General features: G+C 67.9%; 13 protein-coding genes and 2 tRNA genes. 5 read left to right on the top strand and 10 right to left on the bottom strand.

The window, feature by feature from the left end; genetic code table 11:
- Positions 1–441: 441 nt before the first annotated feature.
- From AB0B45_RS27025 to AB0B45_RS26995, 7 genes are all read right to left on the bottom strand, one after another.
- Complete coding sequence (locus AB0B45_RS27025) at positions 442–3,006, bottom strand: valine--tRNA ligase (RefSeq protein WP_358135736.1); 2,565 nt, start codon at positions 3,004–3,006, stop codon at positions 442–444.
- Between the two features lie 111 nt (positions 3,007–3,117).
- Complete coding sequence (clpX, locus tag AB0B45_RS27020) at positions 3,118–4,401, bottom strand: ATP-dependent Clp protease ATP-binding subunit ClpX (RefSeq protein WP_358135734.1); 1,284 nt, start codon at positions 4,399–4,401, stop codon at positions 3,118–3,120.
- 175 nt (positions 4,402–4,576) lie between these two features.
- Positions 4,577–5,200, bottom strand: coding sequence for an ATP-dependent Clp protease proteolytic subunit (locus AB0B45_RS27015; RefSeq protein ID WP_358135732.1), 624 nt, complete (start codon positions 5,198–5,200; stop codon positions 4,577–4,579).
- Between the two features lie 13 nt (positions 5,201–5,213).
- Entirely contained in the window at positions 5,214–5,846 is a 633-nt protein-coding gene (locus AB0B45_RS27010; RefSeq protein ID WP_354914835.1) for an ATP-dependent Clp protease proteolytic subunit, read from the bottom strand.
- A 112-nt stretch (positions 5,847–5,958) separates the two neighbouring features.
- On the bottom strand, positions 5,959–7,497 hold the full coding sequence (locus AB0B45_RS27005; RefSeq protein ID WP_358135729.1) for a Na+/H+ antiporter: 1,539 nt from the start codon (positions 7,495–7,497) through the stop codon (positions 5,959–5,961).
- A gap of 104 nt (positions 7,498–7,601) precedes the next feature.
- Positions 7,602–8,969: a trigger factor gene (gene tig / locus AB0B45_RS27000; protein ID WP_358135726.1), complete on the bottom strand. Its 1,368-nt coding sequence runs from the start codon at positions 8,967–8,969 to the stop codon at positions 7,602–7,604.
- Positions 8,970–9,136: 167 nt separating this feature from the next.
- Positions 9,137–10,003 (bottom strand): helix-turn-helix transcriptional regulator, encoded by an 867-nt coding sequence (locus tag AB0B45_RS26995; protein ID WP_358135723.1) that lies wholly within the window; start codon positions 10,001–10,003, stop codon positions 9,137–9,139.
- A 227-nt stretch (positions 10,004–10,230) separates the two neighbouring features.
- On the opposite strand from AB0B45_RS26995, the gene AB0B45_RS26990 reads away from it, so the two are divergent.
- Together AB0B45_RS26990 and AB0B45_RS26985 are read left to right on the top strand one after the other, a co-directional pair.
- Complete coding sequence (locus AB0B45_RS26990; protein ID WP_358135718.1) at positions 10,231–10,698, top strand: ATP-binding protein; 468 nt, start codon at positions 10,231–10,233, stop codon at positions 10,696–10,698.
- A 131-nt stretch (positions 10,699–10,829) separates the two neighbouring features.
- Complete coding sequence (locus tag AB0B45_RS26985) at positions 10,830–11,672, top strand: M48 family metalloprotease (RefSeq protein WP_358135716.1); 843 nt, start codon at positions 10,830–10,832, stop codon at positions 11,670–11,672.
- A gap of 74 nt (positions 11,673–11,746) precedes the next feature.
- On the opposite strand, the gene AB0B45_RS26980 is transcribed toward AB0B45_RS26985, so the two are convergent.
- Positions 11,747–12,124, bottom strand: a complete 378-nt coding sequence (locus AB0B45_RS26980) for a hypothetical protein (protein WP_358135713.1) — start codon at positions 12,122–12,124, stop codon at positions 11,747–11,749.
- A 231-nt stretch (positions 12,125–12,355) separates the two neighbouring features.
- On the opposite strand from AB0B45_RS26980, the gene AB0B45_RS26975 reads away from it, so the two are divergent.
- A complete protein-coding gene (locus tag AB0B45_RS26975; protein WP_358135710.1) occupies positions 12,356–13,078 on the top strand; it encodes a DUF6082 family protein in 723 nt (240 codons plus the stop codon).
- Between the two features lie 282 nt (positions 13,079–13,360).
- On the opposite strand, the gene AB0B45_RS26970 is transcribed toward AB0B45_RS26975, so the two are convergent.
- A tRNA-Pro gene (locus AB0B45_RS26970) sits at positions 13,361–13,434 on the bottom strand.
- A gap of 89 nt (positions 13,435–13,523) precedes the next feature.
- On the opposite strand from AB0B45_RS26970, the gene AB0B45_RS26965 reads away from it, so the two are divergent.
- A tRNA-Gly gene (locus AB0B45_RS26965) sits at positions 13,524–13,594 on the top strand.
- Positions 13,595–13,736: 142 nt separating this feature from the next.
- On the opposite strand, the gene AB0B45_RS26960 is transcribed toward AB0B45_RS26965, so the two are convergent.
- The gene (locus AB0B45_RS26960) at positions 13,737–14,723 is read right to left on the bottom strand and encodes an NAD-dependent epimerase/dehydratase family protein (RefSeq protein WP_358135708.1); all 987 of its coding nucleotides are present in this window, start codon (positions 14,721–14,723) and stop codon (positions 13,737–13,739) included.
- Positions 14,724–14,872: 149 nt separating this feature from the next.
- Between AB0B45_RS26960 and AB0B45_RS26955 the strand changes: the two genes are divergently transcribed.
- Positions 14,873–15,481, top strand: coding sequence for an NADPH-dependent F420 reductase (locus AB0B45_RS26955; protein WP_358135706.1), 609 nt, complete (start codon positions 14,873–14,875; stop codon positions 15,479–15,481).
- The last annotated feature ends 1 nt before the right edge of the window (position 15,482 follow it).

Here is a 15,482-nt window from a genome sequence, read left to right as displayed (position 1 = left end):
TGGCTTTTAACACACTGTTGAGTTCTCAAGAAACGGACGCCAGACCGTCAACCACCCGGCCGCACTCGCTTCGTTATGTCTTAACTTTACCATTTTGCCCGATTTGCTGTCAAACCGGTCAACCTGGCTACAATCTCGACCACCCCGCTTCCGGGGCAACCCTCTCAACTTACTCTAACTTTCGAGCCTTGTCCAACCGTGTGGATGTCGCCCGAAGATCAGAAGTGTTTCAGAGGGAGTGGTGAGAGCCTAGCAGCCTCTGCGAGGGCCTCGATCCGAAGTGCTCGCAGGCTACGTCGCCCTGCCTTGAAAAGAGTAGCAGCCAGCCGCGCGTGCGACGTCCGTCTTGGGTAACGAATAGGTCTTCCCCTGGTTCGTGTTGGCCAAACACCAAGGAGGGCCCGGAGTCGCCAACGACTCCGGGCCCTCGGCACACGTCGATCAGCCGGTCGGGAGCGCCGCCAGCTGGGCCTCCAGCCTGGCGATGTCGGCGGCCGACGACTCGGCCCTGGCTCGCACCTTGGTCACCACGTCCTCCGGCGCCTTGGCCATGAACTGCTCGTTGCCGAGCTTCGCCGCCACCTGAGCGGCATCCTTGCGAGCCACGGCCAGGTCCTTCTCCAGCCGCTTGCGTTCGGCGGCCACGTCGATGGCGCCGGCGGTGTCGATCTCGACGGTCACGTCGCCCACCACGAAGGAAGCCGTCGGCGAGAAAGACTCGCCCGGCTCCTGCAGCTTGAGCAGCGACCTGATCGCGGTCTCGTGCGCGGCGACGGCCGTACCCGCCAGAGAGAGCCTGGCCGCGACCTTCTGTCCCGGCTTGAGCCCCTGGTCGGAACGGAAGCGGCGGACCTCGGTCACCAGCTCCTGCAGCGCGAGGATCTCGGCCTCGGCGGCCTGGTCCGCGTAGCGGGCGTCGGCCACGGGCCAGCTGGAGACGACCACCGACTCGCCGCCGGTGACCGCGCGCCAGAGCTCCTCCGTCACGAACGGCACCAGCGGGTGGAGCAGCCTGAGCAACGCGTCGAGCACGTGTCCGAGCACGATCCGGGTCTGGTCGAGCCCCTGGGACAGCTGGACCTTGGCCAGCTCCAGGTACCAGTCGCAGACCTCGTCCCACGCGAAGTGGTAGAGCAGGTCGGAGGCCTTGGCGAACTCGAACTCCTCGAACGCCTCGTCGGCCTGCGCGATCACGGTCTGCAGCCTGGACAGGATCCAGCGGTCGGCCGCCGTCAGCGAGGTGGGCAGCTCGCCGGTGGCCGCGCCGTTCATCAACGCGAAGCGGGTGGCGTTCCAGATCTTGTTGCAGAAGTTGCGCGAGCCTGCCGCCCACTCCTCGCTGACCGCCACGTCGGAGCCGGGGTTGGCGCCGCGCAGCAGCGTGAAGCGGGTGGCGTCGGCGCCGTAGCGGTCGATCCAGTCGAGCGGGTCGACCACGTTGCCGAACGACTTCGACATCTTCTTGCCGAACTGGTCGCGGACCATGCCGTGGAGGGCGACGGTCCTGAAGGGCGGCTGGCCGTCCATGGCGTACAGGCCGAGCATCATCATCCTGGCGACCCAGAAGAACAGGATGTCGTAGCCCGTCACCAGCACGGTCGTCGGGTAGAAGCGGGCCAGTTCGGGCGTCTGGGACGGCCAGCCCAGCGTCGAGAACGGCCACAGGCCCGAGGAGAACCACGTGTCGAGCACGTCGGGGTCCTGGAAGTATCCGGCGGGCGGGTCCTCGTCGGGGCCGACGCACACGACCTCGCCGGCGGGGCCGTACCAGACGGGGATCCGGTGGCCCCACCACAGCTGCCGCGAGATGCACCAGTCGTGCATGTCGTCGACCCAGTCGAAGTAGCGCTTGGCCAGCTCGGGCGGGTGGATGCGGGTGCGCCCGTCACGGACGGCGTCGCCCGCGGCCTTGGCCAGCGGCGAGACGTTGACGAACCACTGCAGCGACAGCCGCGGCTCGACGACGGTCTTGCAGCGCGAGCAGTGGCCGACCGCGTGGAGGTAGGGCCGCTTCTCGGCGACGATCAGGCCCTGCTGGCGCAGCGCCGCGACCACGGCCGGCCGCGCCTCGAACCTGTCGAGACCCAGGAAGGGGCCGTGCGCGGTGATCACGCCGCGCTCGTCCATGACGGTCAGCGACGGCAGGGAGTGCCTGCGGCCGATCTCGAAGTCGTTGGGGTCGTGGGCGGGCGTCACCTTGACGCAACCGGTGCCGAAGGCCGGGTCGACGTGCTCGTCGGCGACGATCGGGATCCTGCGCCCGGTCAGCGGCAGCTCCACCTCGGTGCCGATGAGGTGCGCGTAGCGCTCGTCGGACGGGTGGACGGCCACGGCGGTGTCGCCGAGCATCGTCTCGGGCCGGGTGGTGGCGACCACGATCTCGTCGGAGTAGCGGATCGAGACGAGCTCGCCCTCGTCCTCGCTGTGCTCGACCTCGATGTCGGACAGCGCGGTCAGGCAGCGCGGGCACCAGTTGGTGATGCGCTCGGCGCGGTAGATCAGCCCGTCGTCGAAGAGCCGCTTGAAGATGGTCTGGACGGCACGCGAGAGCCCCTCGTCCATCGTGAAGCGCTCGCGCGACCAGTCGACGCCGTCACCCAGGCGCTTCATCTGGTCGAGGATCTTGCCGCCCGACTCGTCCTTCCACTGCCAGACGCGCTCAATGAACGCCTCGCGGCCCAGGTCGTGCCTGGACAGCCCCTCCTTGCCCAGCTCGCGCTCGACGACGTTCTGCGTCGCGATGCCCGCGTGGTCCATGCCGGGCAGCCACAGCGTCTCCATGCCGCGCATGCGGGCACGGCGGCTGAGCGCGTCCTGGATGGAGTGGTCGAGCGCGTGGCCGATGTGGAGCACGCCCGTCACGTTGGGCGGCGGCAGCACGATCGAGTACGGCTCGCGCCCGCTGCCCGGGTCCGCGCCGAAGTATCCGCCCGCTACCCAGCGCTCGTAGCTCTGGGTCTCGACGTCGGCGGGCGTGTACTGGGTAGGCAGCTCTGGCGTTGTCACGCGGTCAAGTTTAGGGACCTCGGGCGACTTCCGGGGAATCGCCGCTCTCACGAGAGACGGCGAGGCCCCCGGAGCGGAGTCCGGGGGCCTCGCCGTGAGGGCCTTTGTGGGTCAGGCCGACTTCTCGCGTGGGGTGCGCTGCTGCTTGGCGGCCAGCTGGTCGCGCGGGACGAGCGTCGGGATGGCGTGCTCCAGCACCGACTCACGGGTGATGACCACCCGGGCGACGTCCTGCCTGGAGGGCACTTCGTACATCACCGACAGGAGCACCTCCTCGAGAATGGCGCGCAGGCCTCGAGCTCCCGTGCCGCGCAGGATCGCCTGGTCGGCGATCGCCTCGAGCGCGTCGTCGGTGAACTCGAGCTCGACCCCGTCGATCTCGAACAGCTTGCGGTACTGCTTGACCAAGGCGTTGCGCGGCTCGGTGAGGATCTGGATGAGCGCCTCACGGTCGAGGTTGTGCACCGAGGTGATGACGGGGAGCCGGCCGACGAACTCGGGGATCATGCCGAACTTCAGCAGGTCTTCCGGCATCACGTCGCCGAAGATGTCGGCGGAGTCGACCTCTTCCTTCGACCTGATGATGGCGTTGAAGCCGATGCCCTTCTTGCCGACCCGCGACTCGATGATCTTCTCGAGGCCGGCGAACGCGCCGCCGCAGATGAACAGCACGTTGGTGGTGTCGATCTGGATGAACTCCTGGTGCGGGTGCTTGCGGCCGCCCTGCGGCGGAACCGAGGCGGTCGTGCCTTCCAGGATCTTCAGCAGCGCCTGCTGCACGCCCTCGCCCGACACGTCGCGGGTGATCGAGGGGTTTTCGCTCTTGCGGGCTATCTTGTCGACCTCGTCGATGTAGATGATGCCCGTCTCGGCCTTCTTGACGTCGTAGTCGGCCGCCTGGATGAGCTTGAGCAGGATGTTCTCGACGTCTTCGCCGACGTAGCCGGCTTCGGTGAGCGCCGTGGCGTCCGCGATGGCGAACGGCACGTTGAGCATTTTGGCCAGCGTCTGCGCCAGCAGCGTCTTGCCGGATCCCGTCGGACCGAGAAGCAGGATGTTGGACTTGGACAGCTCCAGTCCGTCGTCCCTGCCGCGGTCGCCTGACTGCACCCGCTTGTAGTGGTTGTACACCGCCACCGAGAGCGCCTTCTTGGCCTTGTCCTGGCCGATGACGTAGGCGTCGAGGAACTCGTAGATCTCTCTCGGCTTGGGCAGATTGTCCCACTTGAGCTCGGAGGACTCGGAGAGCTCCTCCTCGATGATCTCGTTGCAGAGATCGATGCACTCATCGCAGATGTAGACGCCGGGACCGGCGATGAGCTTCTTGACCTGCTTCTGGCTCTTCCCGCAGAAAGAGCACTTCAGCAGGTCTCCCCCGTCGCCGATGCGTGCCACCCCAGATACTCCTTTGCGTGGGACCGTCCTGCTCCCGCGATCCGTATCCTCCGGACCCGGTCCGAACCGCTCAGGTTTCGACGTTACCGTCTTCTGGGCCCTCAGTGAGCCCCCTGGCGGCGAGTCGCACCGGAACGTGCCCTATTGGGCACCGCTCCGGTGCGTCGCGTCTCGATCAGGAAGCGACGGCCTGAGCTCGCTTCTTCCTGGCCGGGATGATGTCGTCGATCAGACCATACGCCTTGGCCTCATCGGCGTTGAGAATTTTGTCGCGTTCGATGTCCTTACGAACTTCGGCCGGCGGCTTGCCCGAGTGCTTGGCAATGATCTCCTCAAGGAGGGATCGCATGCGCAGGATCTCCCGGGCCTGGATCTCGATGTCGCTTCCCTGGCCGCCGCCCTCGGTGGAGGGCTGGTGGATCAGCACCCTGGCGTTGGGCAGCGCGAACCGCTTGCCGGGCGTGCCGCCGGACAGCAGCACGGCCGCGGCGGAGGCCGCCTGGCCGAGGCAGACGGTCTGGATCTCCGGCCTGACGAACTGCATCGTGTCGTAGATCGCCGTCATGGCCGTGAAGGACCCGCCGGGCGAGTTGATGTAGATGCTGATGTCACGGTCGGGGTCGAGCGACTCCAGCGTCAGCAACTGCGCCATGACGTCGTTGGCGGACGCGTCGTCGATCTGCACTCCGAGGAAGATGATGCGGTCCTCGAAGAGCTTGTTGTACGGGTTCATCTCCTTCACGCCGTAGGACGTGCGCTCGACGAAGGAGGGGAGAACGTAGCGGCTCTCGATGTTCACTTCTCAGCTCCCCCTAGGAAACGGTGCCCTGCGAGGACACCTGACGCGCGCTGCGGACCACGTGGTCGATGAAGCCGTAGTCCTTGGCCTCGTCGGCGGTGAACCAGCGGTCGCGGTCGGAATCGGCCTCGATCTGGTCCAGCTGCTGGCCGGTGTGGAAGGCGATCCGCTCGGCCAGCGTCTTCTTCACGTAGAGCATCTGCTCAGCCTGGATGGCGATGTCGGCGGCGGTGCCGCCGATGCCGCCGGAGGGCTGGTGCATCATGATGCGGGCGTGCGGCAACGCGTAACGCTTGCCAGGGGCGCCGGCGCAGAGCAGGAACTGCCCCATGGAAGCCGCCAGGCCCATCGCAACCGTGGCCACGTCGTTCGGCACGTATTCCATCATGTCGTAAATCGCCATACCTGCGGTCACGGACCCGCCTGGCGAGTTGATGTACAGGTAAATGTCGCGGTCGGGATCGTCGGCCGCCAGCAGCAGCAGCTCGGCGCAGATGCGGTTGGCGATCTCGTCGTTGACGTCCGTGCCGAGCACGATGATGCGCTCGCGCAGCAGGCGCTGGTAAAGCTGGTCCTCAAGCCGGAAGGACGAGCCGTTCTCACGGCCTCGCGACTCGGGCTGATAGAAGGTCGGCGGGCTGGTCACAGCGTCACCTTCCGATGCGTCGTAATCGATGGGCTTTGCTTGTGACCTTAACGCGCACGGCCCACAGGTCATGCCCGGTCCACGGACTGTTCGCTGACGGCGCAGGTCGCCGTCAGTGTCCGCCGGAAGCCCGCCTGCGCTCTTCCAGGTCCAGTTCGTGCAGGAGTTTGCGCTGGGTGTCGGTGCTGATCCGGCCCTTGCGGTAGAGCTGGTTGAGCTTGTCCCTCTGGGCTTTGACCAGCTCCTTCCTGAGCTTGCCCGTGTGGGGCTGCTCGTCCTCCTCGTCGAGGACGGAGCGGACCTTGTCCAGGCGCAGCTCGAACAGCTGGCGGTAGACGTCGGCCGTACGGTCGTCGACGCGGTCGTCCGCGGCCATCTCGTCGATGCGGGCCAGGGCGGCCTCCAGGGTGGCCGCCCTGGCTTCGGCCTCCTCCTTGACCTGTGCGTCGCTCTCGCCGAGGCCCAGCCTGCGCAGCAGCGGCGCGAGCGTCGTCGCCTGGCCCACGAGCGTGGCCATCACGACGCAGGCGGCCAGGAACAGCAGCAGCGGCCTGTTCCCCACGCCGAGCGGAATGGACAGGGCGATCGCCAGCGTGATGGCGCCGCGCATGCCTGCCCAGCCCATCACGACGCGCTGCCGTACGTCGATGGTCTCGAAGCGTCTGAAGCGCAGCAGCGGCACGACCACGAGGGTCCAGAGCATCCGCAGGAGCACGACGACCGCGATGACCAGCAGGGCGGTGGCCACCAGGCGTGGCCTCTCGTGCCGGGGCATGGCGGCGAACACGTCGATGATCTCCATGCCCAGCAGCACGAAGAGCGTCGATTCCAGCAGGAAGACCAGGACCTCCCAGAAGACCTGCCCGGTGAGCCTGGAGGCGGGCTGCAGGACGCCCTGCCCCTTGATGCCGAGCCAGAAGCCCACCACGATCGTGGCGAGGACGCCGGAGAGGCCGAGTTGCACCGCGGGGATGTAGGCGACGAACGGCGTGACCAGCGACAGCACGATCTGCCCGCCCGGCTCCCTGACCAGCGGTCTGATCCTGCCGATGATCCAGGCGACCGCCATGCCGTACACGATGCCGCCGGCGACGACCTTGACCAGTTCGATCGCGGCGTCGGCGGCGGTGACCTGGTGGCTCAGCGCCGTCAGCGCGAGCCCGAACATGGTCAGCGCGACGCCGTCGTTGACCAGGCTCTCGCCCTCCAGGATGGTGACCAGCCTGCGTGGCGCGCCGACCCGCTTCATGACCGAGGTCGCGGCGACGGGGTCGGTGGGCGCGACCGCGGCGCCGAGCGCCAGCGCGGCCGCCCACGAGAGACCGGGTACGGCCCAGCCGACCACCAACGCGACGACGAGCGCGGTCGCGCAGGTCAGCGTGAAGGCCATGATGGCGATGGGTCCGGCGTCCGCGCGCGTCTCGCGTGGCGCGGTGAAGAAGGCCGCGTGGTACACCAGCGGCGGCAGGAACAGGTTGAGGACGATCTCCGGGTCGACGCGCACCTTCTCCACGCCGGGCAGCAGGCTGATCAGCAGGCCGAGCGCGACCAGCAGGATGGCCTCGGGCACCGGCAGCCTGCGGGCCAGGACGCGGCCGACCACGAGGGCCACGGCCACCGCCAGCCCGAGGAAGAACAGCTCGCCCCCCATGACCCTCCCCGTCGAACGCCGTCCCTCGGGTTGCCCGCCCCGAAAACGGCGAAACCCCCGTCCCGCGCGAGCGGGAACGGGGGTTTCGTGAGACGAGAGAGAGCTTACTCCTCGGTCGCGGGAGCCTCTTCCTCAGTGACCTCTTCGCCGTTGATCTCGGTGTAGATGGCCTTGAGGTCGACCTCGTTGCCCGCCTCGTCGACGACCTTGGCGGCGTCGCCGATCACGGTCTTGGCCTTGTCGCGGACGATCTCGACCATGGCCAGCGTGAGCTGGTCGTTGTCGGCGAGGTGCTGGGCCAGCGTGTTGGGAGCGACGCCCATCTGCATGGCGCGGCGGACCACGAAGTTGGTCAGCTCCTGCTCGTTGACGCCCAGCTCCTCCGACTTGACGATCTTGTCGAGGACGAAGCCGGTCTTGATGGCCTTGACGGAGCCGGACTCGAACTCGGCGAGGCGCTCGTCTTCCGTCGTCTGGTAGAGGCGGAAGTAGGCGTCGCGGCTCAGACCGCTCTCGGCGATCTGGTGGTCGAGGTTGTGCTTGCGGGCGTCGACCTCGGCCTTGAGCGCGCTGTCGGGGATCGGGATGTCGATCTGCTCCAGCAGGGCGTCGAGGGCCAGCTCGCGGGACTGGACGACCTGGTCGACCAGCTTGTTGCGGCGGGCCTGCTCGCGGATGCTGTCCTTCAGCTCCTCGAGGCTGTCGAACTCGCTGGCCAGCTGGGCGAACTCGTCGTCGAGCTCGGGAAGGACCTTCTCCTTGACCGACTTGACGTTGATGATCACGTCGGCCTCTTCGCCGGCGTTCTCGCCACCGACCAGCTCGGTGCGGAAGGTCTTCTCCTCGCCCGCGGACATGCCCTCGAGCGCGTCGTCGAGGCCCTGCAGGACCGAGCCCGCGCCGACCTCGTAGGACACCTCGTTGGCCTGCTGCTCCTCGAGGTTGACGCCGTCGATCTCGGCGCGCAGGTCCATGACGACGAAGTCGTTCTTGGCGGCGGCGCGCTCGACGCCGGTCAGCGTGGCGAAGCGCTGGCGCAGCGCGTCGAGCTGGGTGTTGACGTCCTCGTCGGTGACCTCGGCGGTCGGGACGGTCACCTCGATGCCGGCGTAGTCGGGCACCTCGAAGCTGGGCCTGACGTCGACCTCGGCGGTGAACTCGATCTGGTCACCGTCTTCGATCTTGGTGACCTCGATGTCGGGCTGGCTGACCGGGAACAGGTCGACCTCGTCGACGGCCTGGCTGTACAGCTTCGGCACCGCGTCGTTAAGGGTCTCCTCGAGCACCACCGCGCGGCCGAAGCGCTGCTCGATGATGCGGGCCGGAACCTTGCCGGGGCGGAAGCCAGGGACGCGAACCTGCTCCGCGACCTTCTTGTACGCCGCCTGCATGCTCGGGCCAAGCTCGTCGAACGGCACTTCGACGGTGAGCTTCACCCGAGTCGGGCTGAGCTCCTCGACAGCGGTCTTCACGGGGTGGTCTCCTTGATCAAGCTTTGAGTGTTCGCGGGCGCGTCCAGATCTCTGCGGCTCACGCGCCGCGCCCACATGATCGGTGTTGGGCATGCTCGCACCGGCGAATGTCCAACGCCGCACGCCAGTCTAGGGCAGAAGCGCACCCAAGCACGACGAACAGACGGTCAGATCTCATCCTTGATCTTGTTGAGGAGGTCCACGGTCTCGTCAGGAGTGGTGCTGACGGCGCACAGGCGCTCCATGACCTCGGTGTAGCGGTCGACGTCCTCGCGCTTGTCGAGATAGAGCGCGCTGGCCAGCTGCTCGACGTAGACGACGTCGGGCAGGTCGCGGTCGGGGAAGCGCAGGATGCTGAAGGCGCCGCCCTCCGCGCTGTGCCCGCCGAAGTCGAACGGCATGACCTGGATGGTGATGGTGGGCTGGCGCATCAGGTCGATCAGGTGCTCCAGCTGGGCCTTCATCACCTCGGCCCCGCCGATGGGGCGGCGCAGCGCGGCCTCGTCGATCACCGCCCAGAGGATCGGGCCGCCCGGGCGCTCGAGCACGCGCTGGCGTTCGAGGCGCAGGTCGACTCTGCGGGCGATCTCGTCGCCGCCGACTCCCGCGGACCCTGCGGTGATGACGGCCTTGGCGTACTCCTTGGTCTGCAGCAGGCCGGGGACGAACTGGACTTCGTAGGTCCTGATGCGGGCCGCCGCCTCCTCGAGGCCGACGTAGGCCTGGAACCACGAGGGCAGCAGATCGTTGAAGCGGTGCCACCAGCCCGGCTCGTTGGCCGTGGTCACCAGGTCGAGGACGGCCCTGCGGGCGCTCTCTTCCGCCACGCCGTACAACGTGAGAAGGTCGGCGACGTCGCGCTCCTTGAAGCCGACGCGTCCCAGCTCCATGCGGCTGATCTTGGATTCGGAGCCCCTGATGAGGTGTCCGGCCTCTTCTCTCGAGACGCCGCGCGACTCCCTCAGCCTGCGAAGTTGGGAGCCCAGGAGGATGCGCAGAGCCGTTGGCCCCGAGCCCGGCGGGTTCTGCGTCACAATGCCTCCCTCTTCGGTCCGCACACAGTGTCACTAGTTCCCGGCCCTATGACAAGGTCTTAGCCGGGTGTCCGCTTTGCCAGTAACCAGGATGTGATTGCACATTGCACTTGCACGTGCATTTGGGTCTTGCAGCGTCGCTTGCCGTGACCCATGATGGCCTAGTGCATATAGGTGGCAATCACCGACATATGCACTAAGTCAGGATTAGTGGAGGTATTGGCGGGATGGTGGAGGACCCCCTGGCCACTGCCACCTGCCTGCAGATCACCCGCGAGGTCGGCTTCGACCGCCTCCTCCGCGCCGAGCAGCCGGACACCACCGCCTGCCCCCTCCCCTTCAGGGCCGACTCGGTCCGCACGGCCAGGGACGTCACCCGCTCGACCCTTGACGACTGGGGCCTGTCCGAGCTCGGCGACGACGCCGCACTGGTGGTCTCCGAGCTGGTCACCAACGCCGTCAGGTACGCCAGGGGCAACCGCGAGATCACCCTCCTGCTGATGCGGTCCGCTCCCCACGTGCTGCTGGCGGTGGCCGACCCCAGCGACGAGGTGCCCACGCCGAAGGAGCCCGACTTCATCTCCGAGAACGGGCGCGGCCTCTACATCGTCGAGACCTACAGCGAATGCTGGGGCTGGGACTGCCTCGACGGCGGCGGCAAAGCGGTGTGGGCGCTCTTCCACACCGGCTCCTGATTTCGTATCCTTTTCGCAACGAAGGGGAGTACCTCCCAACAGCCTGGTCGTCATCACGGCTATCCGCCCGGCCAGGCGGCCCTCAGGGCGAGGAAGACCTTCCGGTCCTGACGCAGACTGGAGGTCGCTTGATGCGCATGCTCGTGCCGATGGCCCTGCTCACCACCGTCTACGGCGCCGTTTTCGCGGGACTCGTGCTCGCCGGCGTCCCCCTCTACCTCGTGGCGGGCATCGCCGGCGCCGTCCTGCTGGTGCAGTGGCTGTCGACCGAACGCGTCGCGAGGCGGATCACCGGGGCGCGGTTCGTGACCGCCGCGCAGGAGCCCGAACTGCACGCCGTACTCGACCGACTGTGCGCGCTGACGGGCCAGGACAAGCCCCGGCTGGCGCTGAGCCCCTCGCCCGCGCCCAACGCGTACACGGTCGGCAGGTCGCGGCGCAGCGCGACCATCATCGTCACCCGCGGGCTGCGCGAGCGGCTGACGCCCGACGAGCTGGCCGCGGTGCTCGCGCACGAGATGGCCCACATCCAGCACCGCGACGTGGCGGTCATGACGCTGGCGAGCTCGTTCGCCATCTTCATGGCGTGGATCGCCAAGATCACCGGCAGGACGGCGCTGGAGGCTCCTGGACTGTTCTTCGAGGAGTTCCCCGTCGGCCTGCTGATCGGGCTGAGCGTGCTGCTGGGCGCGGGCGCGCTGGGACTGGCCAGTTTCGTGGCCCACCTGCCGCTGCGGGCGCTCAGCAGGGCGCGCGAGCTGGCCGCCGACAGGGCCGCGGCCGACCTGCTCGGACAGCCGGGGCTGTTGGCCTCGGCGCTGCTCAAGGTGCACGAGGCGGACGGGATCCCGCTGACGGACCTGCGGCGAGGGGTGCCGGCGCTGGGCCTGGTGGCCTGCCGTACGCGCAAGGGATCGCTGATGGCGACCCACCCGCACGTGCACGTCAGGGTCGAGCGGCTGCTCGCCCGGTGAGGACGTGAACCTGCGACGTGCTGCCGGTCACTGGGACATCGCGGCGCGCCGCCGGGGTCTTGTCCCGGACCGGCTCAGCGGCTCAGCCGGACGCTGATCTGCGCCCCGAGGACACGGAAACCGAGCCACGGGCGATACCCGGCAGCGGCGATCACATCCTGACCCCTGCGGACGACGAAGGCCGCCGAGGTGATCCCCTCCAGGCCGCTCTCATCCGCTTCCGGCTCCTCCACCGCAGCCAGGAGCGCCCGGACGTCTTGGTGGTCCGCCCGCAGGCCCTCGACCTCAGCGCCCGCGTGGACAGCCGTGAAGTCCCCGGATTCGAGGTATGCCGGCGTCGCCGGGCCCATGACGTCGACGACCGGCAGTGTTGTCCGCAGCCGGCCGAGGTCGAGGACGGCGCCGCCGGCGTGTTCGAGCAGAGCATCGCGCGCTTTGCGGCATTCCGCCATGATCGCGGCCCTCGAAACGCAAGGGCAACGGATTTGCGCGCGAGACTTCCCCCAGACGTGCCCTGCGCATCTTCTCCGCCGGCTACTGAGTTTGAACCAGCGATCACTCGCTTTACGGAGTGACCAAGATCAGATATCGGTCGCGCCCCCGTACCGCACGGCCCGCTGTAATGCGGTCGCGGCGGAGATGGATGTAACGGAGGGTTGGCACCCTTCAGGAGGGACGGGGCTATGGTGACGGCTGTCGCGAAGTGGGCCGGTGGGGTGGCGGCAGGGCTTGCCGTCCTGCTAATACTCCTGGCGTCGCCGTTCGCGCTCGATCGGCTCGGCAGTGCGACGGGTGTCGACTGGGCCTCACTTGCCGACGTCGGTGATGCTTACGGCTCTGCAGTCGCACTGCTGACCGCCGCGTCACTCTTGGTGTTGGCCATTTCGGTGGCTTTCCAGGCACGGTCGGCGCGGATCTCCTCGGAGACCACTGGGCGGCTGCTCCATGTCGAGATGATGCGTTTCGTGATGGAGGACCCGTCCCTCATGCAAGTGGAAGGCGCGAGGTGGGACGGCACGGCGGAGGCGTCCGAGGAGATGCGGCGGTGGGTGTACGCCAACATGCAGCTTGCGCTTTTTCGGTCGTTCTTCGCGCTCAAGGAGCTGCCAACAGCCGAACTGCGGATGCAGATGGCCGCCAGGTTCAGGTCGCGGATCGGACGAGAGCACTGGGAGTTCAACCGAACCTGGTTCCGGGCGAGCGTGCGTAACCGTCACGACCGACGGTTCTGCGAGATCGTCGAGGAGGAGTACCAGAAGGCACTCCAAGCGGGTGAGGCGGTGGCGGAACGTTCGCGCGTGTCCCGTGGCCGGCTGCCCCGGAGGCTCGTGGTGGGCGGCGTGGCGGCGATCGTCGCCGTCGGGGCAGGTGTGCTCTTCGGCAAGAAGCGCGGCGGCCGGGCCTGATCACGGACAAGCGCCAGCGCTGGCCAGCCCGCATCCGAGGTTGGGCAGTTATCCCAGACATGCAGACAGCAAATGGTCTTGCCACAGAGGCTCCCAGCGCTTCCACGCTGCAAGGGACAACTCCCATCCGCTTGTCCCTGTCGGATGCGAAGCGTCCCTGGGCCCGCGCGGAGAGGGCGATGGACCGCATCTTCGGCGCCTCTGGAGAAGAGTAGTCACCCAGTTAGACACCCGGAAGGCCACTCCCCATCCTGTGGAGTGGCCTTCCGGCACGTGCAGAAGTCGGGGCGACAGGATTTGAACCTGCGACTTCCTGCTCCCAAAGCAGGCGCGCTACCAAGCTGCGCCACGCCCCGCGACGTCGGTTACGCATGCGCTCCGGGACTCCGGTACGCTTACGCCCTGACGACCGGATGAAGTCTAGACCAGACTTCGACCGGCTCGCGCGGACGTAGCTCAATGGTAGAGCCCTAGTCTTCCAAACTAGCTACGCGGGTTCGATTCCCGTCGTCCGCTCAGACAGGCGAAAGGCCAGGTCATCCGCATGGGAGACCTGGCCTTTCGCGATCTTCCAGAATTCTTTTTGATCTTTCGTACCCGTTGTGTGCCCGACGCCTCTTTTCTGTGCCCCTCCTCGACGCCGCGGACGCCGAAGCCGTCAGCCGAGAGCGTCGAGCAGCTCAAGCTCACGACGGGCGCTGAGGCCGGCACGTCGTGCCCGGTCCAGACCCTGCTCGCGTTCCCAGCGCAGCGTGTCGGCAAGCAGCTCCGCCCGTGGCCGGTGACGGAGCCCGGCCGCGCGCGCCGAGGACCCGTTCCGTGCCGACCACCCTTCCCAGCCCGGCTCGACCAGCCACATCGGCAGCGACTCGACGCCCATATACCCGGCCACGCCGTTCTCGGTCAGCCATGCCGAGTCGGCGGTGACCACCGGACCGGTGTGCCCGCCGATGGCGCGGGACAGCTCGATCCACTCTGCGAACGGAACGACAGGACCGACGGCGTCGTAGGTGCCGACGCTTTCCTTCTCCGCGGCGTCGAGCAGCCAGGCGGCGAGGTCCCGCACGTCGACCGCCTGTGTCGGCATGGCCGGTGTGTCGGGAACCAGCATCGGCCCTTGCGGATCGCGTGCGGCACGGGCCACCCAGTAGCCGGAGCGTCCGCTGTGATCGCCGGGGCCACCGATGAGACCGGCGCGTGCGATGAGGAGGCGGTCGCCCACGACGGCCGTCGACGCCTGCTCGCAGGCGACCTTCGCCTCGCCGTACGACCCTCGGTCGACCTCGCTTCGGCCGGTGGGAGCGAGGAGTGCGGCTGACTCGTCCGCGTCCGCCGTGGCGTGGGAGGCGTAGGCGCTCACGGAGGAGACATAGATCCAGTGCCGGGCCCTGCCGCCCAGTGCGTCGAGCGCCTCACGAACAAAGCCCGGCTGCCACGACACCTCGAGAACCGCATCCCATACGCGGCCGAGCAGTGGTTCGTACGCCGAAGGATCGCGCCGGTCGGCGGCCACGAGCGTCGCTCCGTCCGCGACTTCTCCGCTTTCGCCGCGAGCCAGGCACGTCACCCGATGACCGCGCTCAACGGCCTGCCGTGACAGCTCCCGTCCCACCCATGCCGTTCCGCCCAGAACCAAGACATCCATTCCGACACCCAAGCACCGCGAACACCGAGCGCCCAACCGGGTTCACCGACAGCGCACCCGGCCCCTTGACCCCGGACCGGGTCCTTGCTGTCTGGTCGTGAGAATCCGGGGCCGGAATAGCCCGGCGGCGGCGGGGCGTTGCCGCGTCCATGATTATCGGACTGATCGGCAGCGGGTCCATCGGCGGCACGCTGGCCAGGCTGGCGGTGGACGCGGGCCACGAGGTGGTCCTCAGCAACTCGCGCGGCCCCGAGACGCTCGCCGGCCTCGTCGAGGAGCTGGGACCGAGGGCGAGGGCGGGCACGGCGGAGGAAGCGGCACGCGCCGGCGACGTGGTCGTGGTGACGATCCCGTTCGGCCGCTATCGCGAGGTGCCGCAGACCGACACGATCGTGATCGACACCAACAACTACTACGCCGCCAGAGACGGCCACGTCGCCGAGCTGGACTCAGGCGAGACGACGAGCAGTGAGCTGCTGGCCGAGCATCTGAAGGGCGCGAGGGTGGTGAAGGCGTTCAACACCATCTACTACCGCGACCTGGCGACGCAGGGCCTGCCGAAGGGCACGCAGGGCAGGCGGGCGCTGCCGATCGCGGGCGACGACGAGGAGGCCAAGCGGGTGGTGGCCGAGCTGACGGACGCGTTCGGGTTCGACGTGGTCGACGCGGGGCCGCTGGCCGAGGGCCGCAGGTTCGAGCCGGACACCGCGCCCTATAACAGACGGCACACCGAGGCCGAGCTGCGGAGGGCGCTGTAGC

It is taken from the genome of Nonomuraea sp. NPDC049152, from assembly GCF_040648355.1.
In the GTDB taxonomy this organism is placed as follows: Bacteria; Actinomycetota; Actinomycetes; order Streptosporangiales; family Streptosporangiaceae; genus Nonomuraea.
Note: the sequence above shows the minus strand (reverse complement) of the source record. Positions and strands in the feature narration are given on the sequence as shown.